Origin of the sequence: Larkinella insperata (assembly GCF_026248825.1) — a bacterium.
Classification (GTDB): Bacteria; Bacteroidota; Bacteroidia; order Cytophagales; family Spirosomataceae; genus Larkinella; species Larkinella insperata.
Genome location: NZ_CP110973.1, coordinates 425,160 through 449,265, shown reverse-complemented (window position 1 = coordinate 449,265; position 24,106 = coordinate 425,160). Strand labels below are relative to the sequence as shown.

Annotated in this window: 18 protein-coding genes, 1 tRNA gene and 1 pseudogene; 7 read left to right on the top strand and 13 right to left on the bottom strand. The window is 54.4% G+C overall.

What is annotated here, in order from left to right:
* Nucleotides 1-49: 49 nt before the first annotated feature.
* A complete protein-coding gene (locus tag OQ371_RS01660) occupies nucleotides 50-649 on the top strand; it encodes a sugar O-acetyltransferase (protein ID WP_265991945.1) in 600 nt (199 codons plus the stop codon).
* A gap of 310 nt (nucleotides 650-959) precedes the next feature.
* Here OQ371_RS01660 and OQ371_RS01655 read toward each other — a convergent pair whose 3' ends face one another.
* Nucleotides 960-1,931 (bottom strand): sugar phosphate isomerase/epimerase family protein, encoded by a 972-nt coding sequence (locus tag OQ371_RS01655; RefSeq protein WP_265991944.1) that lies wholly within the window; start codon nucleotides 1,929-1,931, stop codon nucleotides 960-962.
* A gap of 454 nt (nucleotides 1,932-2,385) precedes the next feature.
* Here OQ371_RS01655 and OQ371_RS01650 point away from each other — a divergent pair, with 454 nt between their 5' ends.
* The 4 genes from OQ371_RS01650 (at nucleotide 2,386) to OQ371_RS01635 (ending at nucleotide 12,647) form a co-directional block, all read left to right on the top strand.
* Entirely contained in the window at nucleotides 2,386-5,694 is a 3,309-nt protein-coding gene (locus OQ371_RS01650) for a SusC/RagA family TonB-linked outer membrane protein (RefSeq protein ID WP_265991943.1), read from the top strand.
* 42 nt (nucleotides 5,695-5,736) lie between these two features.
* Nucleotides 5,737-7,395, top strand: a complete 1,659-nt coding sequence (locus OQ371_RS01645; RefSeq protein ID WP_265991942.1) for a RagB/SusD family nutrient uptake outer membrane protein — start codon at nucleotides 5,737-5,739, stop codon at nucleotides 7,393-7,395.
* 446 nt (nucleotides 7,396-7,841) lie between these two features.
* Entirely contained in the window at nucleotides 7,842-11,018 is a 3,177-nt protein-coding gene (locus OQ371_RS01640; RefSeq protein ID WP_265991941.1) for a SusC/RagA family TonB-linked outer membrane protein, read from the top strand.
* A 30-nt stretch (nucleotides 11,019-11,048) separates the two neighbouring features.
* Complete coding sequence (locus OQ371_RS01635) at nucleotides 11,049-12,647, top strand: RagB/SusD family nutrient uptake outer membrane protein (RefSeq protein WP_265991940.1); 1,599 nt, start codon at nucleotides 11,049-11,051, stop codon at nucleotides 12,645-12,647.
* Nucleotides 12,648-12,789: 142 nt separating this feature from the next.
* Here OQ371_RS01635 and OQ371_RS01630 read toward each other — a convergent pair whose 3' ends face one another.
* Genes OQ371_RS01630 through OQ371_RS01610 form a run of 5 tightly spaced genes read right to left on the bottom strand, consistent with a single transcriptional unit; the run spans nucleotide 12,790 to nucleotide 17,156 of the window.
* Nucleotides 12,790-14,484 carry an ATP-binding protein gene (locus OQ371_RS01630; RefSeq protein ID WP_265991938.1) on the bottom strand — a complete coding sequence of 565 codons (1,695 nt, stop codon included), beginning with the start codon at nucleotides 14,482-14,484 and terminating at the stop codon, nucleotides 12,790-12,792.
* A 5-nt stretch (nucleotides 14,485-14,489) separates the two neighbouring features.
* Nucleotides 14,490-15,500: an ATP-binding SpoIIE family protein phosphatase gene (locus OQ371_RS01625; protein ID WP_265991937.1), complete on the bottom strand. Its 1,011-nt coding sequence runs from the start codon at nucleotides 15,498-15,500 to the stop codon at nucleotides 14,490-14,492.
* Nucleotides 15,493-15,879, bottom strand: a complete 387-nt coding sequence (locus tag OQ371_RS01620; RefSeq protein ID WP_265991936.1) for an anti-sigma regulatory factor — start codon at nucleotides 15,877-15,879, stop codon at nucleotides 15,493-15,495. Before OQ371_RS01620 ends, OQ371_RS01625 begins: the two co-directional genes overlap by 8 nt.
* A gap of 7 nt (nucleotides 15,880-15,886) precedes the next feature.
* Nucleotides 15,887-16,285 (bottom strand): STAS domain-containing protein, encoded by a 399-nt coding sequence (locus tag OQ371_RS01615; protein ID WP_265991935.1) that lies wholly within the window; start codon nucleotides 16,283-16,285, stop codon nucleotides 15,887-15,889.
* Nucleotides 16,286-16,292: 7 nt separating this feature from the next.
* On the bottom strand, nucleotides 16,293-17,156 hold the full coding sequence (locus OQ371_RS01610) for an STAS domain-containing protein (RefSeq protein WP_265991933.1): 864 nt from the start codon (nucleotides 17,154-17,156) through the stop codon (nucleotides 16,293-16,295).
* Nucleotides 17,157-17,343: 187 nt separating this feature from the next.
* Between OQ371_RS01610 and OQ371_RS01605 the strand changes: the two are divergent.
* Nucleotides 17,344-17,922, top strand: a pseudogene (locus tag OQ371_RS01605) (RagB/SusD family nutrient uptake outer membrane protein).
* A gap of 255 nt (nucleotides 17,923-18,177) precedes the next feature.
* Here the strand turns inward: OQ371_RS01605 and OQ371_RS01600 are convergent.
* The 3 genes from OQ371_RS01600 to OQ371_RS01590 form a co-directional block, all read right to left on the bottom strand.
* Nucleotides 18,178-19,044 (bottom strand): AraC family transcriptional regulator, encoded by an 867-nt coding sequence (locus OQ371_RS01600; protein ID WP_265991931.1) that lies wholly within the window; start codon nucleotides 19,042-19,044, stop codon nucleotides 18,178-18,180.
* 4 nt (nucleotides 19,045-19,048) lie between these two features.
* Complete coding sequence (locus tag OQ371_RS01595) at nucleotides 19,049-19,744, bottom strand: ferredoxin reductase domain-containing protein (protein WP_265991930.1); 696 nt, start codon at nucleotides 19,742-19,744, stop codon at nucleotides 19,049-19,051.
* A gap of 107 nt (nucleotides 19,745-19,851) precedes the next feature.
* Nucleotides 19,852-20,190, bottom strand: coding sequence for a winged helix-turn-helix transcriptional regulator (locus OQ371_RS01590; RefSeq protein WP_265991928.1), 339 nt, complete (start codon nucleotides 20,188-20,190; stop codon nucleotides 19,852-19,854).
* 162 nt (nucleotides 20,191-20,352) lie between these two features.
* On the opposite strand from OQ371_RS01590, the gene OQ371_RS01585 reads away from it, so the two are divergent.
* Entirely contained in the window at nucleotides 20,353-20,736 is a 384-nt protein-coding gene (locus tag OQ371_RS01585) for a DoxX family protein (RefSeq protein WP_265991926.1), read from the top strand.
* Between the two features lie 98 nt (nucleotides 20,737-20,834).
* Here OQ371_RS01585 and OQ371_RS01580 read toward each other — a convergent pair.
* The 4 genes from OQ371_RS01580 to rpoN form a co-directional block, all read right to left on the bottom strand.
* Nucleotides 20,835-20,908, bottom strand: a tRNA-Arg gene (locus OQ371_RS01580).
* Between the two features lie 70 nt (nucleotides 20,909-20,978).
* Entirely contained in the window at nucleotides 20,979-21,773 is a 795-nt protein-coding gene (locus tag OQ371_RS01575; protein WP_265991925.1) for an enoyl-CoA hydratase/isomerase family protein, read from the bottom strand.
* 65 nt (nucleotides 21,774-21,838) lie between these two features.
* Entirely contained in the window at nucleotides 21,839-22,528 is a 690-nt protein-coding gene (locus OQ371_RS01570) for a hypothetical protein (protein ID WP_265991923.1), read from the bottom strand.
* 67 nt (nucleotides 22,529-22,595) lie between these two features.
* The gene (rpoN, locus tag OQ371_RS01565) at nucleotides 22,596-24,053 is read right to left on the bottom strand and encodes an RNA polymerase factor sigma-54 (protein ID WP_265991921.1); all 1,458 of its coding nucleotides are present in this window, start codon (nucleotides 24,051-24,053) and stop codon (nucleotides 22,596-22,598) included.
* Between the last annotated feature and the right edge of the window lie 53 nt (nucleotides 24,054-24,106).

The window sequence follows — 24,106 nt, the reverse complement described above, 5'->3', positions numbered from 1 at the left end:
GTGACCCGCGTTCCCCGGTTCATACCGTATTGCTACTTTCCCTTATTGGATGAAAACGGAAAAAGAAAAAATGCTGGCCGGCGAGTTGTACGATGCCGTGGATCCGCAACTGGCCGAAGAACGGGTTCGCACCCGCCTGTTGATTCAGGAACTGAATGCCTGCCCGGAAGATCAGCCGGACGAACGGGCCCGCATCCTGAAGGAACTCATTCCGCAGGCGGGGGAAGGGTTGTGGTTACAACCGCCCTTTTACTGCGATTACGGCAGCAACATCATCGCCGGGGAAAGGGTCTTTTTCAATTTCAACTGCATCGTGCTGGATGTGACGTACGTGACCATCGGCAGCCGGACCCTGTTCGGACCAAACGTCCAGATTTACACCGCAACCCACCCGACCGACTGGCAGGTGCGGGCGTCGGGGCTGGAGTTTGCCAAACCGATTGTGATCGGGGAGGATGTCTGGGTGGGGGGCAGTGCCGTCATTTGTCCGGGCGTCACCATCGGCGACCGGACCATTATTGGAGCGGGTAGCGTCGTGACGCGGGATATTCCGTCGGATGTGTTTGCCGCCGGGAATCCTTGCCGGGTAATCCGCCACCTGAGTTCCGACGAGCAGGGGCGGCCGGGGGCAGAGGAAAAACCCGTCTGAACGAATCAATCACTGACACCGGGATTGCGACAACCGTCCGAAACGGTTCATGAGAAACTTAATTCTTCCGGAGTGGGTCACCATCGACGGCTTTGCCGCGGGGACCGATGGGAAAATGGACTTTTTTGCCTCACCGGAGTTGGAAAGGAATCCGGTGAGGACATTCTGGCCTTCATGGATGCGCTGTTTCCCAGCGACTTACCCAAGCTGGCGTTGAAACATCCGAGCGCGAAATGGTATGCACCCGCCCAAAACGAACCAAACCGGTGGAGCTTCACCGGTTTGGTTCGATGATGTTATCCGGCCTATTTTAAACCGTGTAGGTAAACGCTTTCCGGAGCACTTCCAGGCTTTTCGGAACGGCCGTATTCGGGTCCTCTTTCCCTTCAAACTCCAGCGAAACAAATCCTTTAAAATTGGCTTTCTGGAAAATTCGCCCGATGCGGGTGTAGTCCATGTCCTTGTCGTAGAAGGTGCCCCCGCCGTAGTAGGTTTTCGCCTGAACGATGGTGGCGTAGGGGGCCAGTTTTTCGAGGCCGCTGTACGGTTCCCCGACAAAATTGCCCGTGTCGACGTTCAGGCCCATAGCCGGGGAGCTTTTTAGCGCATTGTACATGCGCAGCAGATACTCCGTATTCGACGAAAGGCCCCAGTGATTTTCCAGCGCCAGCACGACGCCCGCCTTTTCCGCGTATTTCAGGCATTCACCCATGCCGTCAATCACCCACTTGATGCCGTCCTCGTCCGTATACCCCTGAATGGGCGGCTCAATACCGGTTTGATAATAATCCGTTTGCCGTTTATTCTTGATGGTTCCCCAACTGCCGGTATTCATCCGAACGCAGGGAATACCCATCTGGGTCGCGATGTTGATGCACTTAAACGTATGCTCAATATCGGCTTTTCGTTTCGTCAGATCCGGCTGAAGGAAATTCTGGTGAATCGAGAGCAGCGGCATGGAAAGACCACTGTCGAAAGCCAGGCGCTTCAGCTTGTTCTGGTAGGCAACGGATTCGTCGGCCATCTGGCGGTGGAGTACTTCAACGCCGTCAAACCCCAGCCGGGCGGCTTCTTCAATGACTTTTTCGATCGGAAACTTATCGGGGGTAAAATGCCAGTACGAATAGCTCGAAACACTGATCGGAATCCGCCGGACGACGGGAGCCGGTTGAGGTGCGGCTTCGGGGGCGTGGCCAGCCAGCAGGGCCGATCCCAGCAAGGACGCTTTTTTAAGCCATTCCCGCCGGGCGTTCGGGGCTGAAGTACCATCAATATGCTGCATGAGTATGTCGGTTAATTGTTGCAAGTGAAGATAAGAGACGTTGAAGGAACATCGGCGGTTGACGGGGTGCAAGTTGTTGCGAAAAGACATAGTTACAAAGCCGGCGGGCAAAAAATTAGATTAAAAGGTGAACATGGGTCATGTTATTTGAAAAATATCGTAATTAAATTTTGATATTCTAATAACAGTCAGAATTATATTTTGAATACAACGGCGAGTTCTTATTTTTGGACGGATGCGCAGTCTACAAACCATCGCCTATTTTTAACCCCAACTCATTTTCATGATCCAGCTCAGGATAGATTAATTTTTTTCCGGCAGTAAAAAATCGAGCAAAGCGTCTTCGGTAGTCGCTTGTCTGTAAATCCGATTTTATCAGCTTGTCTTAATCTCTTTCAGAAAGAGACAGAAATCCTATTGTGCTTACTGTTTTGATTTAAAAAATCAGCCTATTATGAAAAAACGCTTCTACCCGCAGAACTCCTGGCCGCACATCAAACGCATGGGGCTAGTCCAATTGGTGCTGCTTAGCCAGTTTTCGGGGATTTCTTATGCCGCCGAGACCGTTCCGACGGCAACGGCGACCACAACCAGGGTGGGGCAGGCGGCTCTCCTGCCGATTCGGGGAAAAGTCGTCGATGCGTCCGGCGCGGCCATTCCCGGTGCTACGGTAGTACTCAAGGGCAGTACATCCGTCGGAACGAGCACGGATGGTGAAGGAAGTTTTGTGCTCAATGTACCCGAAGGCAGTACCGCGCTGGTGGTGTCGTCGATCGGGTTTGTAACGCAGGAAGTGACAATCGGTAACCAGAGCCAGCTTCAGGTGACGCTGCAATCCGACGTCAAGGCGTTGAGTGAAGTGGTGGTGACGGGGTATTCGTCTCAATCGCGCCGGGACATCACGGGGGCCGTCGCTACGGTTGATACCAAAGAACTAACGAAGGTAACCGCTCCGAACGTGGCCCAGCAATTGCAGGGAAGGGTTTCGGGGGTAACCGTCACGTCCAACAACTCACCGGGCGGGGAGGCCACCGTCCGGATTCGGGGTTTCGGTACGATCAACAACAACGACCCGCTGTACATCATTGACGGGGTGCCGACCAAAGGCGGTTTGAACAGCATCAACCCGAGCAACATCGAGTCGATGCAGGTGCTGAAGGATGCGTCGGCGGCTTCCATTTACGGTTCGAGGGCCGGTAACGGGGTCATTATCATTACTACCAAAAAAGGCAAGGTGGGCGCACCGCAGTTTACGTTCAACTCCCGGACCGGGGTGCAGGTGGGTAAAGTAGACCTGGGCCTGATCAAGAACCCGCAGGAGTTTGGAAACCTGCTCTGGATTCAGCGCCGGAACGCCGGGGTGTTGACCAACGGCAACCCGTCGCACCAGCAGTACGGCAACGGCCCGTCGGCGGTGGTGCCGGATTACATCCTGGCCGGTGCCAGCTACGGTCTGAAGGAGGGCGATCCCCGAACCGATCCGGCCCTGTACAATTACAACCGCAACGGCTTCTACCAGATCGTGCGGGCCAACAAGGAAGGCACCGACTGGCACCAGGAAATCCTGCGCCCGGCCGCCATTCAGGACTACAACATCGGCGCCAACGGCGGTACCGAGAACGGTCGCTACGCCATCGCCCTGAACTACTTCAAGCAGGACGGGGTGCTGATTCATACCTCATTCGACCGCTATTCGCTCCGTTCCAACACCGAATTTCAGTTTCTGAAACGGATTCGCCTGGGCGAAAATCTGGAGGTGAGCTACACGCAGAACAAAGGCTATTACAACAACAACGGTACGGCCAGTTCGAGCAATAACCAGGACGGCAACCCCATCGGGAACGGATACCGCATTCCGACCATCATTCCGGTGTACGACATCATGGGTAACTTTGCGGCAACCCGCGCGGCCGGTCTCGGACCCGCCACCAACCCCGTAGCCCAGTTGTGGCGAACCCGGAACAACCAGCTGAATACGTTCCGGGCCTTCGGGAACGCGTACGCGGAAGTTGACATCATAAAAGATCTGACGGCCCGCTCGAGCATCGGCATTGACATCACCAGCGGCAACCGGGTTGGGTACACCCTGCTGGACCTGGAAGAAGCCGAGATTGAAGCGAACAACGCCATGACCAACGCCAACGCCTACGACATCAACTGGACCTGGTCGAATACGCTGAATTACAACAAAGCCTTCGGCACGGATCATCGGCTGAGCGTGCTGGTCGGAAGCGAAGCCATCAAGGGCATGGGCCGCGATTTCTCCGCCACCCGGACCACCTTTTTTTCCGAAGACCCGCAGTACATGTACCTGAGCTCCGGAACGGCCGGGATCAACAACTCGGGCGCGGGCTATGAATGGGCGCTGTTTTCGCTGTTTGGGAAAGTAAACTACTCCCTGAAAGACCGGTATCTGCTCGAAGCGACCGTCCGGCGCGACGGCTCCTCGCGGTTTGGTCAGAACAACCGGTACGGAACCTTCCCGGCGTTCAGTCTCGGCTGGCGTGTTTCGGAAGAATCGTTCATGAAGGGTCTGACCTGGATCAACGATCTGAAACTGAGAGCGGGTTGGGGCCAGACGGGAAATCAGGAAATTGGAAACTACAACGGGTTTAGTACCTACCGCTCCAGCCTCAACCAGTCGTCGTACGCCATTGACGGGTCGAACAACTCAACGCAGGCCGGGTTTGATACACAGGCGTTTGGTAACCCGGATGCCAAATGGGAAACCACCACCCAAACCAACATTGGTCTGGATGCTACGTTCCTGAAAGGCAAACTGGGCTTTAACCTGGACCTCTACGACCGGACAACTTCCGACATGCTCTACCAAGTCGCGCTGCCTGCCACGCAGGGTGTTGCCACCATTCCGTTTGTCAACGTGGGTGAGATGAACAACAAGGGCATTGACCTGGCCCTGAACTTCAACGACAAAGCCATGAACGGGGCGCTGACCTATGGCATTGGCGTCAATTTCTCGACCTACAAAAACCGGGTGGTCAAACTGAACAACAGCGCTTCGGCGGTGCTGCTCGGACCCGCCATCCGGAGCTACACCTGGACCCGCTCGGTGGCCGGAATGCCGCTGTTTTCGTTCTACGGTCTGCAAATCGACGGAATTTACCAAAATCAGGGGGAAGTAGACGCGGGTCCGAAGTATCCCGGTTATGCCGCTGTGGGCAAGTACAAATACCACGACACGGACGGGGACGGCACCATTACCGACAGCGACCGGATGTTCATCGGCAATCCGCACCCCGATTTTACGTACGGAATCAACCTGAATCTGGGGTACAGGAACTTCGATCTGTCGGCTTTCTTCCAGGGGGTGCAGGGCAATCAACTGCTGAACATGGTCAAACGTTGGGTGGACTTCAACAACCAGGCCGGTAACCGAAGCCTGCGGATGCTGTACGATTCCTGGACGCCCGAAAACCCCGATGCTGTTCTGCCGATTCTGGATGCCAACGACAGCCGCAGCCAGCAGCCGTCGAGCTACTTCATCGAAGACGGTTCGTACTTCCGGATGAAAAACCTGACTCTGGGCTACACGCTGCCGGCCGCCGTGGCGTCGAAAATCAAGTTTGAAAACGTTAGGGTGTACCTGCAGGCGCAGAACCTCTTTACGATTACCAAATACAGCGGTATTGATCCGGAAGTGACCTCGGTGGGATCAACCCCCGGCAGCACCGTTCTGGGCGTCGATCAGGGCAACTATCCGTACGCCAAAATGTACCAGATTGGAATCAACTTCGGGTTTTAATTAACGACTTTATATTCTGCCCGGTCAACCGGCTCATCAATCATGAAAAAGAAGTTCTTGCTTATAACCACGGTTTGCATGGGGCTCATGAGCTCGTGCAGCGAAACCTTTCTGGAGAAAACGCCCTTGGGGGTAGCCAACCAGCAGCTGTTATCGAATAAAAACGGGGTCAATGCCGTCCTGATTGCCGCTTACAGCCTGCTGGACGGCGTCGGTTCCGGCTTCAGTACGACTTCCTCGGTTAGCAACTGGATCTTCGGCTCCGTGGCGTCGGACGATGCCTACAAGGGCAGCGACGTGGGCGATCAGGCCCAGATAACCACCCTCGAACGGTATTCATTTCAGGCCGACCTGGGGCTTTACAACGACAAATGGGTAACCCTGTACGACGGGGTTTCGCGGGCCAACGACGTGCTGAAGCTGCTGCCGAAAGTTACGGATATGAACGAAGCCGAAAAGGCGCAGGCGGCCGGTGAAGCCCGTTTTCTGCGGGCGTGGTACCATTTTGAAGCCAAGAAAATCTGGAACCGCGTGCCTTTCGTCGACGAAACCGTAACCGATTTCATCAACCTGCCCAACGACAAGGACATCTGGCCGTTGATTGAAGCGGATTTGCAGTATGCCATCGACAATGTTGCGGCCACCAAGGCGCAGGTGGGCCGCGTCAGCAAATGGACAGCCAAAGCCTACCTGGCCAAAGCCCACATGTACCAGCAGGATTACGCAGCTGCCAAACCGCTGCTCGACGATGTGATTAATAATGGTCCGTTCGCGCTGGTGACGAGCTTTCACGACAACTTCCGGATTCCGACCGAGAACAACAGCGAGTCGGTGTTTGAAGTGCAGATGTCGGTTGGCGACGGTGGAGTCGGAGAAAACGGAAGCTGGGGCGACAACTGGAACTTTCCGTACGGGTCGGCGCCGGGCGGTTGCTGCGGTTTTTACCAGCCGTCCCAGAATCTGGTGAACGCGTTCAAAACCGACGCCAACGGGTTGCCGCTGCTCGATACGTTCAACAACGCGGACGTAAAGAATGACGAAGGTCTGGCGTCTGCCGATGCGTTTACGCCCTACGAAGGCACGCTCGACCCCCGCCTGGACTGGACGGTGGGCCGCCGGGGTATTCCGTTTCTGAACTGGGGCGTGCATCCGGGCCGGAACTGGATTCGTGACCAGAGCTTCGGGGGACCGTATACGTTCAAGAAATTCTTTGCCTACAGCGGGGAAAACGCCGGTGCCGAATCGCCCCGGGCCAACGCCAACAACTACCGGGCTTTCCGGTTCTCGGACCTGCTGCTGATGCGCGCCGAAGTGGCCGTGGAGGAAAACGACCTGGCCACGGCGTTAAAAATCGTCAACCAGATCCGGACCCGCGCCGGGAATGTGGTGGTCATGGACGCCAGCGGGAAACCCGCGGCCAATTACCTGGTCAAGCCGTACCCGGCCTTTGCCAACCAGGAGTACGCCCGCAAAGCGGTCCGGTTTGAGCGTCGGGTGGAGCTGGCGATGGAAGGCCACCGCTTCTTTGACCTGGTGCGCTGGGGTGTGGCCGATCAGGTGTTGAACGCCTACATCGCCAAGGAAAGTCAGAAGCGCACGTACTTGTCGGGTTCTACGTTTGTAAAAGGGAAAAATGAATACTTCCCCATTCCGCAGGCCCAGATTGACATCATGGGTGCCAATGTATTAACGCAAAACTAGTCCGGGAGCAGCGTTCCGGCTTTTGGAGCCGGTTATTCATCACTTCCTCAAGGAGCAGCTTTATGGTAAAAATCCATTGGCTGCTCCTTTATCGTTTAAACAGGGCTGAAGGCTTACGCCATACGAATAGGATATTGCAAGTTAATGATTGTAAATTATGACTTTTTTGCCCCGGGCTGTGCCTTTTATTTTTGCGGATCGAAAGAAATCATTCAAGTTTGCAGGCCAAAGCCAGTTCTCTGCGGCTGGCTTTGCTTTTTAAGTTTTTGTCTAGAAAGTATATAGGAATAGGGATGATGTTCTGTGCTGTGGGTTAGGACCGTTACCGGAAGCCCTTACCAGGGATACAGAGGGCACACGCCTATTAATCAGTATTTTACCGATCTTTGATACCCGCGTATTTAACCGGCATCAAGCCATTAATACTCAATTAATCCATTAATTCTATGAAGTTACATCTATCAAAGTATGCAACAACCGCTCTCCGGCTGAGAATCCGGGACAGGCTGGTTGTGGGAAGCGCTTACCTGCTGCTGGGTACGCAGGTGAGCCTGGCCAATCGATTCACGGAGCTGCCCCGGAAATCAAATATGGTAACGGCGCCTAAACAGAACGTGGCCGCGACGGTGACGGGGAAAATAACCGACGAAAAAGGGGAGGGGCTACCGGGAGTAAACGTCATCCTGAAAGGAACCGACAAGGGAACGTCAACCGACGTTAAGGGCGAGTTTCAACTCGTGGTTCCGGATGAGAATGCAACGCTGGTGATCTCGTTTCTGGGCTACAAAAGGCAGGAAGTTCGCGTGGGTTCCCGCACCAGCCTGACCATTCAGCTCGAACCGGATCAAAGCCAGTTGGAGGAAGTGGTGGTGGTGGGTTACGGCACCCAGAAGCGCAACAGCCTGACGAACTCCGTTTCGCAGATCAGTGGCGATGAAATCACCCGCCGGCCGGTGTCGAACGTCCAGCAGTCGTTTCAGGGACTGATGCCGGGGGTGACGGTGCTCGACCAGGGCGGTTCGCCGGGGAAGTCCAATACCAACATCCGGGTCCGCGGGATTACTACCTTCAACATCAACAGCAGCAGCACCAGCGGGTACGATCTGGGAAAAAATGACGCCCTGGTGATTGTGGACGGTATTGAGCAGCGGCTGAGCGACATCAACCCGGACGACATTGAATCGGTTTCGATCCTGAAAGATGCTTCTTCGACGGCCATTTACGGCTCCCGCGCTACCAACGGGGTGGTGCTGATTACAACCAAACGGGCTAAAGGCGGCAAGGTGCAGGTCGATTACCACGGTTATTACGCCATTCAGAAATCCAATAACGTGCCCCAAATGATGGGACTGGAGGATTACATGCGTTTGCAGGTCAGGGCTTACACCAACGCGGGGGCCACGCTACCGGCGCGGTTTACGGAGGAATCCATTCAGGCGTACATCAACGCAACGGATCGGGAGAAATACCCCCTGCCCAACACCTGGTTTGAAACCATGCTGCAGGCGGCTCCCCAGCAAAACCATACGCTGTCGGTGGCGGGCGGTACCGAAGCACTCCGGACCCGGCTCAGCGTTCGGTATCAGGATCAGCAGGGCGTTATCAAGGAATATTCCAACAAAATTGGGGAGTTTCGTCTGAATTCGGATTACACGGTTTCCAAACGAATTCGGGTGAGTGGCGACATCAATTACCGATACAGCCGCGCTGATAACCCGACGTTTAACAACAGTGGGGCTAATCCTACACCTTTGAATACGTTTTTCCACGGTTCATTGTGGGCCGTACCCAAATACGCGGATGGAACCTACGGACTGAGTACGCAGGGTAACAACCCGTTGATGTACAACGAGATCGGCGGTATGTCGCGCCAGAATACCGACTACCTGGCCGGTTACGTAAAAGGCGATATCGATCTTGTGGATGGCCTGACGTTCTCGACTCAGATTGCGGGCCGGGGAACGTTTATTTACCAGAAGAACTTTACCAACGCCTACACGAACGTTGACAAAAACACCAACATCGTCAAAACCGTTGTCAACAACTCGCTGACGGAAGTGCGCAACACCCTGCGCGAATACACGATCAACAGCCTGCTGACGTACGAAAAAGGCTTCGGGCCGCACAACGTGAAGGGCTTGCTGGGGTACTCCCAGATTGGCAACACCCAGACTTTCCTGTCGGCCTACCGCGAACGGTTTTACAACAACGACCTGGGGTCGATCGGGCAGGGGGCCAACGATGGCACCAAGAGCAACGCCGGTAACGACGCCCAATATGGCCTGCGCTCGTATTTTGGCCGGGTCAACTATGACTACCAGGAAAAGTATTTGTTTGAAGCCAACGGCCGGTACGACGGATCTTCCAAATTTACGGGGGCCCGGCAATACAGTTTCTTCCCGTCCTTCTCGGCGGGCTGGCGAATCTCGAAAGAAGCCTTCTGGCAGGGGCTGGCCAACAGCGTTAACGATCTGAAGCTGCGCGGCTCGTGGGGAATTACCGGCAACCAGTCGGTGGACTTGTACAGCTACTACGCGGCCCTGACGACCAACGGTTATACGTTTGGCGGGTTGCCGGTGCAGGGGTACCGCCCGACCACGTTGGCCAACACCAATTTAGGCTGGGAGTCGACCACCCAGCTGGACTTGGGGCTGGATGCTTCGCTGCTGAACCGGCGGCTGAATGTAACGGTGGATTACTACCGCAAACTGACCGACGACATTCTGCTAAACCTGGATATTCCGGCCACCGTTGGTCTGATTGCGCCACCGCAGAACGCCGGTTCGGTCGAAAACAAAGGCTGGGAGTTCAGTGCCAATTACCGGGGTAATCCGGCGGCTTCCGGGTTTCGGTACAGCCTGGGCGGAAATTTGAGCATCAACGAAAACAAGGTGGTCGACCTGAAAGGCACCGGGCCGTACATTGCCGGGTCCGACATTGACCCCCGGTACATCATTGCCAAGGGCCTGCCGATCAACACACTCTGGGGGTACAAAACCGACGGGCTTTTCCAGAGTCAGCCGGAAATCATTGATTATAAGGCGACGTACGCTTCCAACACCAAGCCGGGTGATGTCAAATACAGTGACCTGAACGGGGATGGGAAAATTGACGCCAACGACATGACCACCATCGGAAATTCTTTTCCGAAATACACCTTTGGGGTAAACGCCGACTTCTCCTACCGAAACTTCGAACTGAACATTCTCTTCCAGGGTGCGGCTAAAGTGGACGCCCGGCTGGCGGGTGCGCTGGCCGAAATGGGCAATCAGGAAGGGTTTACGCACGAGATTTACGCCAACAACTACTGGACTCCGGAAAACCCGGGTGCCCGGTTTCCCCGCCCGGTCAAGTTTGATCTGCGCAACGTGGCTACTTCCGACCGGCTGATCATCGACGGCTCATACCTCCGTCTGAAAAACGTGCAACTGGCCTACAACCTGCCAGCCAGCCTGACGAGTAAGCTGCGGGTAAACCGGGTTCGGGTGTACACCTCCGCCACCAACGTGTTCACGATTTCCAAACTCAACGAATGGAACCTGGACCCGGAAGTACCGTCGGGCCGGGCGGTGTATTTCCCGCAAACGGCCCTCTACACCTTTGGATTAAACCTGCAATTCTGATTGAAAGCCCTGAAGATTCCCTCGATTCGTATGAAAACTTATATAACCAAAACCGTCTTGTACGCCGGAATGGCAGTTTTTGCCGGCCTGGGCCTGACTGCCTGTGACCGGGAACTGCTGGAAACGGTGCCGAACGACCGGCTTTCCGTGGATATTTTCTGGAGAACGGAAAACGACGCGAAACTGGCGGTCAATTCGCTCTACACCGACCTGGACAGCACCAACGTCATTTCGTGGGACGGGATGACCGACATCGCCCATACCAACACCAACTTTAACGTGGAAGCCTACATTGAACTGGGAAGTTACGACGCAACCAGTTCCAAGATTTACGGGGAATGGCGCCGGGCTTACCGCGGAATCCGGGCCGTCAATTATTTCCTGGAAAACGTGGATAAAATTCCGTCGACCAACACGGCGCTGATCAACCAGTACAAAGGGGAGGCTAAAACCCTGCGGGCTTACCAGTACATCAAATTGGCCAGTTTGTTCGGGTCGGTGCCGCTGATTACATCCTCCGTTTCAATTGAGCAGGGGCGGACCCTGACCAGCACGCCGGTGGAGGAAATCTGGAATTTTGTGGACAAGGAACTGACCGAATCCGCCGGACTGCTGCCCCTTTCGTACGGGACCGCCGACAAAGGCCGAATCACCAAAGGTGCGGCACTGGGGCTGCTGGCCCGGGCCAGCCTGTACGCCGGGCGGTATCAGAAAGCGGCCGACGCAGCCGATCAGGTGATGAAACTGGGAGTATACGGTTTGTACGAATCCTACGAAAAACTGTTCAGCTATGTGGCTGAAAACAACAAAGAAGTGATTCTTGACAAACAGTACCTGAAAGATGCCTATCCAAACAACGTTTTTGCGTACCTGGGGCCCTACAGCCAGCGAAACAGCAGCAGCAACGTGGTGCCGACCAAAGCGCTGGTGGATACCTACGAAACCCTTGACGGGAAACAGATAACGGATGCCGCCAGCGGCTACGACCCGGCCAAACCGTACGTCAACCGGGACAATCGCCTGCGGTTTTCCATCATCCTGGAGGGCGATCCGTTGCCCAGCGGGATCACCTTCCAGCCCCGCCCGACCAGTGGAACCGCCGACGCCATTGGCAGCACCTACATTGCTTCAACGACCGGTTTCAACATCAAGAAGTACATTAACGCGGAAGATTTTGCGAATCCGGCCAACGGCGGCATCAACATCATCCTGCTGCGCTACGCCGAAATTCTGCTGACCTACGCCGAAGCCCGAATCGAGCTCAATCAGATTGATCCCACGGTGCTGGCGGCCATTAATGCCGTTCGGAACGGTCGGACGGACGTGAAGCAGCCTTCCGTAACGGCCACTACCCAAGCTGCTCTGCGGGAGATCGTCCGGCGCGAACGGACGGTGGAATTGGCTTTTGAGGGACAACACCTGTTCGACATCCGCCGGTGGAAAACGGCCGAAACAGTCATGGTGGGTCCTGTATACGGCATCACGTACCCCGACCAGACCGGCAAGCTGATCACGGTGCAGGCGGTTTCATCTAACCGGGTGTTTGACAAAAACCGCCATTACCTGTGGCCCATTCCGCAGAAAGAACGGGATCTGAACCCGAACTTATCCCAGAATTCCGGCTGGTGAGCCCAAAAGCAGAAAGAACGGTTTGACCTTTTGCGGGTGCTGCCGGGAAGTGAAAGGGGCGTTTGCCGAATCAGTGTTGGAGCAGGCCGTTGCTCAGCTGCCTGCTCCAGCCTGCTCGGCCGGGCGTTTGGACTTCTTTTCGTTAGGTTGGTGAGCCGGTCAGATGGCTCTCCGTGGGCAGGTAGATCATGAACGTACTGCCCTGATTCAGTTGGCTGCGTACGGCAATAAATCCCTGGTGGTTGTCGATGACTTTCTTGCAGATGGCCAGTCCCATGCCGGTACCCTGGTATTTGCTGTTGCCATGCAGCCGCTGAAACAACCGGAAAATACGGTCTTCATATTTCTGTTCAAACCCGATGCCGTTGTCTGTCACAGAAATAAAAGCGTACGTATGCGAACCGTTCGGCACGACCGTCGCGGGGAGTTGGTCCGCTGGCAGTAGGGAAGAGGTGATTTGAATAACCGGACGCTGGCCGGGATTGGAGAATTTCAGGGCATTGGACAGCAGGTTCTGAAAAAGCTGTCGTAACTGCAGCGGGTCGCCCTGAATAACAGGAAGTTGCTGGGTTTCTACCGTAGCCTGTTTCTGGAGAATGCTGGTTTCAATATCAACGAGCACTTCAGACAGAATCTGGTTGAGATTCAGGGGTTCAAACGGCTGTTGCTGCGTCGTGAGTCGGGAATAGGAAAGCAGATCCTTTACCAGGACTTTCATGCGTCCGGCCGCACTCTGCATCCGGGTGATCAGATCCGCCCCGGGCTCGTCGAGTTTGGGGGCATACTGACTGATGAGCAGGTCACCAAACGCCTGAATTTTGCGCAGGGGTTCCTGGAGGTCGTGCGAGGCCACGTAGGCAAACTGGCTAAGTTCGGCATTACTCCGGTTGAGTTCGCTGACCGTTGCCTGCAGTTCGCGCTGCGATTGTTCGAGTTTGGTTTTCGCCAGTGCCAGCTCTTCTTTTTCCTGCAAGGTCTGCCCTACAATCTTCTGGGCATGAATGTTGACCGCGAAACCCGTCCAGGCGGCAACCCGCGCCGGTTCGCTGTTCACGGGCAACGCCGAGAAAAGGTGCCACTGGTAGTCTTGACCGGCCTGTTCTTTGAGCCGGCATTCGTAGTGGAAGGGGAGACCTTTGGCGGCCTGTTTGGTCCATTCTTTCCAATAGGCGGCATAATCGTCCGGGTGCATCACCTTGGCCCATTTAGTCTGGTTCAGGTTTTGAATGGACTGCCCGGTGAATTCGCTCACCCAGGCGTTGGCGTACAGCAGCTGCCCGGTCTGGTTGGCCGTGAAAATCATGAGAGGCAGGGCGTCGGTTACCCGTTTGTAATGCTGCTCACTATCCTGAAGCCTTCCGGCCAGTTCCTGCAACTGCTCGTTTTTGTTTTTAATCTCATCGTACGCCGACAGGGGCAGGTCCGTACTGAACTGCGCCCGCCAGGTGGTCAGGTGAGCGTCGCTGATTTTGCGGGTTGGAGGCAGGTTGTAGTATAAGGTGATTCGGTTTCCTTTGGTGCTGCTGGCGATCTCCAGTTTCTCCACCAGTCGCTGGGCGTACAACAGCCCCTGATGAAGCGGATTGGCTACGGGCAGATTCGGGCTTTCAATGCTGGCGGCTAAATAGTGCTTTCTGGGGGCGGTAACTGCCCCCAGGGTGAGCTGCGGCCGGGTGCCCTGCTCCATGGCGTACCGGGCCACTTCCGAAACCGCCGTGGCAAACGTGGTCTGCGACGCCAGGGACAGGCCCGCCAGTTCAGCCAGCTTCATGGTCCGTTTGTGGGCCAGAATCAAATCCATCTCGTTATCAAGGGATACCTTCGCTATTTCCTCCATTCTGTTTATAAACGTCCGATCAATACCGAGGTGTCATCCGTTCGTCGGGCGTAATCTTTATACAAGGCAGCCGCCAAAATTGTTAAATCGTACCGGTGAATCTGCGGATATTTTGAAACATCCCACCGGGATTGCAGGCCGTCCGAACACATCACCACGTGCTGCCCGCGGGTAAACGGAATAACGTGGTTGTTCATGGTATTGGGCAGGTTCATGCCGATAATGCCGTTGTAGGACAGCACATTCTTGGTATACGAGGGGCCGTTGAGCCGGGTTGATATGTTGCCCACACCACACCAGGTCCACTGCTGGGTTTTCGCGTCGAAGACGATAACCGAACCGACCAGTCCCCGGGTTTTGGTAACTGACTGGTGAATGTACCGAATGATGTCCGCCGGATGGTGGTGCGGACAAATACGCAGGGCCTTGATCGCTTCCAGCACCGCCCGGTTTGCTTCCGGACCGTGCCCCAGGCCGTCGCCCAGAAACAGTTTGATGTGATCCGGGGTGCGTTTTACGTAGCAGCCGTCGCCACAGACGGTTTCGCCGGGTTTGGGCACCAGCAGGGAGCGAAACTCAAAGCCGCCCGTCGAAAGAACATCCGGTGCCGGGTCTTTAAAAATCCGGGCCAATTGGATGGTGCCCCACCCTTTCTGGGAATAAAGCTGAAACTGATCGGCCAGCCGGTTGATGGAGCCCAGCCCGTTTCCCAGCGTGCCGGTGGTCGAAACGCCGTCCTGCATCATGCGCGCAGGGTCGGCCATGCCCGGGCCGTTGTCGATGCTGATGAGTTCGAGACCCGCCTGGCTGCTGGTCTGAAAAGCCCGGGCCAGAATTTCGCCCCCTCCGCCGTGTTTGACCAAGTTGGAGGCCAGTTCGGCGGTAATCAGATCGACCTCGTTCAACCGCTGGGCAGCAAAGCCCACTTGAGTGGCAATTTGCGTGATTCCTTTTTTGGCGAGCGCCAGATAACTCCGATCCGTGGCCTGAAATCGTACGTGCGGGGAGTTATCCATTCTTCCACTTTAAAATGGTCACGGTTGTGCCCTGACCCACGGTACTTTTGAGATCAAATTCGTTGACCAGCCGTTTGGTGCCGGGAAGGCCCAGCCCCAGACTTCTCCCGGTTGAGTAACCGTCCTGCATGGCCAGGTTCAGGTCGGCAATGCCGGGTCCTTTATCAATAAACGTAAGCCGTACGCCCGATTCGCGCCCTTTGCTGACCACTTCGATCAGCACTTCACCCCCGCCCGCGTAGCGAAACATGTTGCGGACCAGTTCGCTGGCGGCCGTAATGAGTTTGGTTTGGTTGACAATGCCCATGCCAATTTTAACGGCGGCTTCTTTGACGCGATTTCGAAAGGGGACCATGTCCTGTTCGCGTGTGATGGACATTCGGTCTTTACTCAATGTCATCACCATCGTCATCCGCCACGTCATTATCCCAGTCAAGCTTCGCTTGCAGGAGGGCCATTCCTCGTTCAACGTCGAGGGCGGTATGGACGCCTTTCAACGATAAGCCGAGTTCGATCAGGGTAATGGCTACCGCGGGCTGCATGCCCACGACAACGGTTTCGGCGTCCAGTACGCGGGTCATACTGGCAATGTTGCCCAGGATGCGGCCCATAAACGAATCAACGATGGATACCGCCGAAATGTCAATGAGCACCCCCCGGGCCCCGGTTTGGTGAACCCTCTGAACCAGGTCGCTTTCCAGGTTTAAGGCCAGCCGGTCGTAGAGATCAACTTGAATGGTGACCAGCAGAAAGGGCCCCATTCGCAGGATGGGTATTTTATCCATAAACAGTCTAGAAGGACTTCTTATCTGCATCGGTCCGCTTGACGACCATTTTGCTCATGGCAAAGGCGTGCTTAAGGGCGCTGGCCAGGGATGCTTTCGTGATAATATTTGACAAATCGATGCCCAAATGAACGACGGTCTGCGCAATTTCGGGCCGGATACCGCTGATGATGCACTCGGCGCCCATCAAACGCGTAGCGCTTACGGTTTTGATCAGGTGCTGGGCCACCAGCGAGTCAACGGCGGGGACCCCCGAGATGTCCAGAATGGCGATGTTGCTGCCCGTGTCGACAATTTTTTGAAGCAGGTTTTCCATCACCACCTGCGTTCGCGAACTATCCAGCGTACCAATGATCGGCAGTGCCAGGATCCCTTCCCAGATCTGGATAACCGGGGTTGAAATGTCGCTGATCTCCTCGGTCTGCCGCAGAATTACCTCTTCACGGCCTTTGATGAAGGTTTCAAACGTAATCACGCCCAGGCCGTCTAGTAAACGATTGACTTTCAGGCTTTCCTCAAAGAGCTGGTTGGCGTCGGTTACTTCCTGCCGGAGCAAATCCAGGATGGCTTCCTTTAAACTGAAAATATACAAACCTGTTTCGCGGGGCGAAAAACCCTGCTGGGCGCGGGAAACCGAAATTCCGGATAGGATCTCGTATACTTCATCAAATTGAGGAGAATCAACCTCGTTGATGTTTTCTTCCGTCAAACCCCTGGCTAAGGCATTTACTAATTCTTCGGATTGAGCACGCAGTTCGTCGTTGGTCATTAAGTCGTCCCGAAGACTGTCACTGGTCAGTTGTCGTTGGATCCAGAGATCCAGCAATTGTGCTCTGTTTGATTGGATGAGTTGAATAACGCTATTAGCCATAAGGAAGGTGATTGACAAACTACAATATTAGCAGAATTATTTAGATTGAGGTCAATTCTTGATGCGGTACTGCCAAATGAGTCGGTGACAGGGCCTCCCTGGGAGGACCGGAAATCCACCAAGCGCAGTGACATTCCGTACGTTTCCGTCGTTAATATAGAAAGAAGGAAGTCGAAGCGACTACGGAATGAGGATTAGCCCTTGTCCGGCCAATGCCGCAACGGTGAAGGATTACTTCATTACCAACTACCGGGATGCCAGCGCAGCCGCCGGAACCAACGGCTACGGCGGAAACGACTGGGTTCTGATCCGTTACGCCGACGTGCTGCTGATGCTGGCCGAAACCCACCAGTTGCTGGGCGAAGAAGCCGCGGCCATTCAGTACCTGGTCTGGGAGCGGGCCGGTTTGCCCCGGTACGAGCTATCGAAAGCCAACCCGGCCTACAGCAGCAAGTAACCGACGCTGAAGCTGGCTATTCTGCACGAGCGCCGGGTGGAGCTGGCGTTTGAAAACCACCGCTGGTTCGATCTGCTGCGGACGTTCAACCCGGCTGAACTGGTCGCGTACATGAAAACCAAATCGCAGGCTGATTTCGGAATTGCGAAGCTTTCCGACTTCGGTACGAAAGATTATGATTATCCCATACCGTTCGACGAGTACAAATTGAATCCGGATAAAATGTACCAGAATCCCGGTTACGGACGAAGGGCAGTTGGACCGAACCGTTGTCGGTCCGATCGCAAAAAATTGATTATTCCTTCATGATTTGGTAACCTGCGGAACGGCGGTTTCGGTCTAATTTTAGGCCGGCCTATAAGTCCCTGCTCCACGAAGGGTCTCCTTCCAGGTGCGGAGGGGACGGAGCGGGGCCTTGCCGCTCCGTGTTGCGTCATAGAATTGTGCATCTCAATAGAAGACAGGCTGGCGGCTTCCGGCAGAACCTCTCTGTACCCTCTTCAACGTGGATTCAGGCCCGGCATTTGGCCGGGCTTTGAATTTTGGTTGAATCCCGTCGGCTGGTCAGGGTTGGTTAGTGGCTTTCCTGAAATGGGCGGGCGACGTACCGGCGATTTTGCGGAACAACCGGATGAAGTATTTATAATCGTCGTAACCTAGTTGATAAGCAATCTCCTTGACACTTTTCGCGGTGTAAAACAACAATCGCTGAGCCTCCCGGAAGACTTCCTGCTGGATGAAATAAGTAGTGGAAAAACCGGTTACTGACTTTACCGTGTCGTTTAAATAGCTGACGGTTATGTTCATTTTTGACGCATAATCCGCTGGTTTTTTCAGGACAAGAAAATGCTTCCTGATTAACAACTGAAACGTTTTAACGATCTCAATACTGCGTAAAGACAGGTTCCGGATCTGTTCATTTTCCTGCGTTTGAAAAAGGATGACGGCTTTGTAAAAAAAAGCGTTTAATAACGTCTGGAGCAATTGAAAATGAAAACTGGGAGACTTGTCTTCTACCGTTGAGTGAATCAAGCGGAACACGTTGGCAAACCATTCTTTTTCGGACGGCTGTAATGAAATCAGGGCAACTTTTGCAAACGATTGTTCGATGATCAGCCGGGCGTTTTGGTCAATCAATTGAGCCTCAAATGCCATAGCCCATCCAGTAAGGTCCTTGGCCTCGCCGGGTTGATGAACTTGCCCCGGGCAGGATAGCAAAAGCGAGGCCGGTTGAATGGCCAGATTCTGGAAATCGACATTGAAATTCAGGTGCCCATTCTCAACAAAAAAACAGCAATAATGATCGTGGCGGTGGGGGAGAATGACGTTCTCATTCAAATGCGCCGGAATAATTTCATCCGACAACGAAAAAATGGCTATACCGGACAGTGTTTTTTCTAAATGATAAATCTGAATATCTTCTTTCGCCATTTGTTTAGGACCAAAAGCCGTGCGAATAAATCCTGGCGCGTACCGCCGGTAACGCTTTTAACTTTCTCCGTAAAGCCGTCACCATCGGAATATTACCCGCGATATAAATGGAGGAATAAGCGCTTACATCTCTAGCGGTATACCACTTTTCCAGCAGGGCGAGACGATCACCGTGCGGCTGGGTGATAAACTCAAACTCGGTGTTGTTTTCGGTCAGGGAGGTCGGTATTTCGTACGGATCATGCAAATAAACGGCAACGTCCATGGGGTATTTCTGTCGATCGGTTAATTGCTTCAGACCCAGACAATGCCCTAACGCGCTTCCATCGGCAAGGCACAGTATTTTCCCTTCCTGAGCGGGCAGGGGGGCGGCATGGGCAACGCTCAATAAAATTTCGTCGCCCGTTTTCAGTCGTTGCACCCACCGACTACCAGCGCCGTTATGCCCGGCTTCGATGTACAGGGTGCATATGTTCTGGTCGGCATTCCACAACGCCGGGGTGTAGTCCCGGAACGCAAAGTCATCTACCTTGCACTTTACCCGTTTTATGGTGTCCCACTTCGCCATATCAACCGTTGGAAGGTGAGCATCGACTTCATACAGCGTGGCGGGTTGCCAGGCACGAACGGCTAACACCCGGGCGGGTGTCAGCATCTTATCCAGCAAACCAGCAACTGTTTTTTTTAGAATATTGGCCATTTTCTCTACATGTTTCGGCAAAACTAGCTACCGGAAACACGGTATTTGTCCTACAAATGGCCGGAATAGGTGGACGAATGGCAGGGAAGAGCCGTTGGCATACTGCGTTATTTCCCCATGATTTCTCGGCGATGGGCCAGGCCCCAGTAGTGCAGTTCTTCGATGACCTTCTCCAGTGACTTGCCGTGGGCCGTAATGGAATACTGGACCGTCGGAGGGAAGGTATCGTAGACGTTCCGCTGCACCAGTTTATTGCTCTCCAGGCTTTTCAGCTCCTTTGAAAGCGTTTTATCCGTAATGCCCGGCACCTCTTTGGCCAGTTGCTTGAATCGTTTAGGAGATTGAGCTAATGCAAACAGAATCAATAGTTTCCACCGCCCTTCCACGGCTTCCAGGGCGTCCCGGATGGAAAGCATGGTTTTAGGGCATCCTTCGGCTGTCAGCATTTTTTTTGACGGTTTAGCTACGTGTGTCTCCGCGTTACTATCTCACGGGAAAGCGCTATCCCCTATGGAAGTGCTTTCGATTAGAAAGCGAATGTAAAGACTTTTGTGTCATTCACGAAAAAACTACACCGAATGATCACTCCACAAAAGTCTTTCAACGCAATGCACCTTCTCCTTTGGGCCGCGCAGGGTATACTGGCTGCCAGCCTGTTCTGGGCTGCCGGCCTGAAATTGTTTCAACCGATTGAAAAGTTAGCCGCCTTGTGGCCCTGGGCCGGACAGGTTCCGGTTAGTTTGGTAAAACTGACCGGTCTGGTGGACTTGTTGGGGGCGGTTGGCCTACTGGCACCAACCTTGCTTCGCGTAAAACCCAAACTGACAGCCATTGCTGCAATTGGCATTGTAATCCTGATGGCCTGCGCCAGCGTTTTTCACAGTATACGGGGCGAAACGTCGGTCATTGGGGTCAATCTGTTTTTTGCCCTCATAGCCGCTTTTATAGCCTGGGGAAGACTCCGGAAATCGCCTGGATCGTCTGAAGGATAGCGGTGATTCAAGGTCGCCAGCTGCTGCCAGGCTACTGCTGAATGGGCATGAAAAAAGCCACTCACGGCATGGTAGCGGTAAGTGGCTGGTTATTTCTGTGCACTCGTAGGGATTCGAACCCCAAACCTCCTGATCCGTAGTCAGGTGCTCTATCCAATTGAGCTACGAATGCATTCCCGTGTTGGGACTGCAAAAGTAAAACAAAAAAGATAAGATTCAAATGAGCGGCAAAAATTTATAGCCTATTTTCCCTGGAAAATGGGTTTTCGCTTCTGCAAAAAGGCCATGATGCCCTCAGCTGCATCCGGCGACTGCCCCAATTGATTCTGATACTGAGCTTCTTGCTCCAGCTGCGCTTCCAGATCGGTGTACAGCGATTGGTTCAGCGCTAATTTCATCAAACCGATGGCTTGGGTAGGGGCGCTGGCGTAATACGCAACGGTTTCGGCCACGGCCTGGTCCAGTTCGGCGGCCGGAACCGAGCGGGTGATCAACCCCAGTTGCGCAGCTTCCGGGCCGTATACCCGCCGACCGGTGCTGCATAACTCAAACGCCTTCTGCGAACCCACCAGACGCGGCAGGAAAAACGTTGAACCGGCGTCGGGCATCAGCCCGATCCCAACGAACAGGAGCGACAGATACGCTTCCTCGGCGGCAATCACCACGTCGCAGGCCAGCGCGAGCGAACAACCCGCCCCGGCGGCCACTCCGTTCAACCGGCAAACCACCGGTTTGGGCAGCTTCCGGATCGCCCGGATCATGGGGTGATAGGTCGAGCGCAGCAGGTCGCCCATCGAAAAGCCGTCCGTGCCCTGGAGTTGCCCGGCGGCTTCTTTCAAATCGGCGCCCGAACAAAATGCCCGGTCGCCCGCCCCCGTCAGGACCACCACGCGCACGGTCTCGTCGGCCCCGGCGGTTTCGAAGGCGCTCGCAATCTCCCGGATCAAGTCGGGACTCAGCGCGTTGTGCACCTGCGGGCGGTTGAGGGTAATCTGGCAAATACCGTTCGAAACGGAAAACAGCAGGTGGTGAAACATGCGTTAGTTGGTTTGAAGGTAGGAGATACGGCTATGGATCAGGCATTTAGCTCCGAAGCGCCTGCTTAAAGCATCAGCATGACCGTGAGCAGACTTACCACCAGACCCAGCGCCAGACCCGCCGAAACCTGGGCGGGCGTGTGGGCGTTGAGGTGCAGCCGGGCGCTGGCCAGTAAACCCGCCAGAACGATCAGCAGCAGCAGCGGGTGCAGCAGCGTCATTTCGCTGGCTTTGATGGCCATTCCGAGCAGGGCGCCCACCATGCCGCTGATGCCGACGCTGTGGGCGCTGATCTTCCAGAACAGACTAATGAGCCCCACCAGTGTAACCGATACCGTTATGCTGCCCAGCACAATGCCGATTTCGGGCGCAATGTCCGAAAGCGGAGAAAGCCGAAACGCAAATACCAGGGTGGTGGTGGTGTACAGCAAAGCGGTCAGGAAGTACGGCAACCGCCGGTCGCGCAGCTCATCCATGTGCAGGCTGCGGACGTGCCCCATGCGGTGCATGAAATAAATAAGACAGGCCGGAATGATGAACGTACTGATGCCAATCAGCACCAGCAGACTCAGCCTGAAGGTTGCAGTAAACGTGTCGACGCCCAGGACAGCCGGTGTCCGGAACAACAGAATGCTGAACAGAATGGTGGGCATCAACAGCGGGTGGAAAACCACCGACAGTGCGCGGGCCAGTGTAATGCTCACCTTCCCGGTTTTTAAATTTCGGTCCTCGGTCAACCGTTGCTCTTCAATCATTTAGCAAAATTAACAAAGCGAAACGATTAATCGTAGCGCTAAAACCGTCAACCGAAAACCAAAAATGTCATAACTGTTTCCGCAAACGCGCTACCGGAATGTTTAACTGCTCCCGGTATTTGGCTACCGTCCGACGGGCAATGTTGTAGCCGCGCTCGTTGAGCATTTTCTCGAGTTTGTCGTCCGAAAGCGGATTGCCTTTGGGTTCCTGATCGATAAATTCTTTCAGAATGTTCTTGACCTCGCGGCTGCTGACATCCTCGCCCGAATCCGTCGAAATTCCTTCGGAGAAAAAGTATTTAAGGGGATAAATGCCAAATTCCGTCTGAACGGATTTGCTGTTGGCCACGCGCGAAATCGTCGAAACGTCCATGTCGATCATGGTCGCGATGTCTTTCAGAATCATGGGCCGGAGCTTGGTTTCGTCACCTTCCAGGAAAAAGTCGTACTGGAATTTAACGATGGCGTTCATCGTCTTGAGCAGCGTAGCCTGGCGTTGCTTGATGGCGTCGATAAACCACTTGGCCGCGTCGAGTTTCTGTTTGACAAACGAAACGGTTTCTTTTAACGACCGGTTGTTTTTATCGCTCTTCTCGTAGGTGTCGAGCATTTCGGCAAACGACCGGCTGATGCGGAGTTCGGGGGCGTTGCGGGAGTTGAGCGTCAGTTCCAGTTTGCCGTTGTTGTTGGTCAGAATGAAATCCGGAATCAGGTACTGAACCGCGCTGTCTTCCCCCTCCACTGAGCCCGGTTTCGGATTCAGTTTGGTGATGATCTGAATAACTTTCTTGAGCTGTTCTTCGCTGATGTTGAGCCGCTTCTGGATTTTGTCGTAGTGCTTTTTCGAAAATTCTTCAAACAGGTCTTCAATGATCCGGATTGCCAGCGGAACGGCGGGGTCCGACATATCTTTCCGCTGGAGTTGCAGCAGCAGACATTCCTGTAACGAGCGGGCGGCAATGCCCGGCGGATCGAAGGTTTGAACCCGCTTCAACACCGTTTCCAGTTCCTCGGTATCGGTGAAAATGCTGTGCGAAAAAGCCAGGTCGTTGACAATGGCCTGCATCGACCGTCGGATGTAGCCGTCGTTTTCGATGCTGCCAATGAGCTGCATACCGATGAGTTCCTGCCGCTCGTCAAGGTTCAGGTAGCCAAACTGCTGCATCAGCGTGTCGGTCAGCGTTGAGCGGTTGGCCACCGGCATTTCGCGTTCTTCCTCGCCGTAGTTGCCGTCGCCCTGCATTTTATACCCGTTGTAGTCGTCTTCGTTCAGATAACTGCCCAGGTCAACCTCGTCGTTTCGGTCCTTGTAGTCGTCGTCGTTATAGTCATCCGCAAACGGATCGTCGGAATTGGGCTCGTCAAAATCAGTATCAAGACCCTCTTCCAGAGCCGGATTAATTTCCAGTTCTTCTTCAATGCGGGTATCCAGCTCGGCCGTCGGAATTTGCAACAGTTTAATAAACTGAATCTGTTGCGGGGACAGCTTTTGCTGGAGTGATTGGGTAAGGCTAAGTCTTTGCATAAGGTAACAATATTCGGGTCCACAACCTCGTCGCACGGTTTTTAGCCGCGCCT

Bases quoted from the DNA above. Each gene is read 5' to 3' on its own strand.
- OQ371_RS01660 (WP_265991945.1), top strand. From the start codon at position 50: ATGAAAACGGAAAAAGAAAAAATGCTGGCCGGCGAGTTGTACGATGCC.
- OQ371_RS01655 (WP_265991944.1), bottom strand. From the start codon at position 1,931: ATGCAGCATATTGATGGTACTTCAGCCCCGAACGCCCGGCGGGAATGG.
- OQ371_RS01650 (WP_265991943.1), top strand. From the start codon at position 2,386: ATGAAAAAACGCTTCTACCCGCAGAACTCCTGGCCGCACATCAAACGC.
- OQ371_RS01645 (WP_265991942.1), top strand. From the start codon at position 5,737: ATGAAAAAGAAGTTCTTGCTTATAACCACGGTTTGCATGGGGCTCATG.
- OQ371_RS01640 (WP_265991941.1), top strand. From the start codon at position 7,842: ATGAAGTTACATCTATCAAAGTATGCAACAACCGCTCTCCGGCTGAGA.
- OQ371_RS01635 (WP_265991940.1), top strand. From the start codon at position 11,049: ATGAAAACTTATATAACCAAAACCGTCTTGTACGCCGGAATGGCAGTT.
- OQ371_RS01630 (WP_265991938.1), bottom strand. From the start codon at position 14,484: ATGGAGGAAATAGCGAAGGTATCCCTTGATAACGAGATGGATTTGATT.
- OQ371_RS01625 (WP_265991937.1), bottom strand. From the start codon at position 15,500: ATGGATAACTCCCCGCACGTACGATTTCAGGCCACGGATCGGAGTTAT.
- OQ371_RS01620 (WP_265991936.1), bottom strand. From the start codon at position 15,879: ATGTCCATCACACGCGAACAGGACATGGTCCCCTTTCGAAATCGCGTC.
- OQ371_RS01615 (WP_265991935.1), bottom strand. From the start codon at position 16,285: ATGGATAAAATACCCATCCTGCGAATGGGGCCCTTTCTGCTGGTCACC.
- OQ371_RS01610 (WP_265991933.1), bottom strand. From the start codon at position 17,156: ATGGCTAATAGCGTTATTCAACTCATCCAATCAAACAGAGCACAATTG.
- OQ371_RS01600 (WP_265991931.1), bottom strand. From the start codon at position 19,044: ATGGCGAAAGAAGATATTCAGATTTATCATTTAGAAAAAACACTGTCC.
- OQ371_RS01595 (WP_265991930.1), bottom strand. From the start codon at position 19,744: ATGGCCAATATTCTAAAAAAAACAGTTGCTGGTTTGCTGGATAAGATG.
- OQ371_RS01590 (WP_265991928.1), bottom strand. From the start codon at position 20,190: ATGCTGACAGCCGAAGGATGCCCTAAAACCATGCTTTCCATCCGGGAC.
- OQ371_RS01585 (WP_265991926.1), top strand. From the start codon at position 20,353: ATGCACCTTCTCCTTTGGGCCGCGCAGGGTATACTGGCTGCCAGCCTG.
- OQ371_RS01575 (WP_265991925.1), bottom strand. From the start codon at position 21,773: ATGTTTCACCACCTGCTGTTTTCCGTTTCGAACGGTATTTGCCAGATT.
- OQ371_RS01570 (WP_265991923.1), bottom strand. From the start codon at position 22,528: ATGATTGAAGAGCAACGGTTGACCGAGGACCGAAATTTAAAAACCGGG.
- rpoN (WP_265991921.1), bottom strand. From the start codon at position 24,053: ATGCAAAGACTTAGCCTTACCCAATCACTCCAGCAAAAGCTGTCCCCG.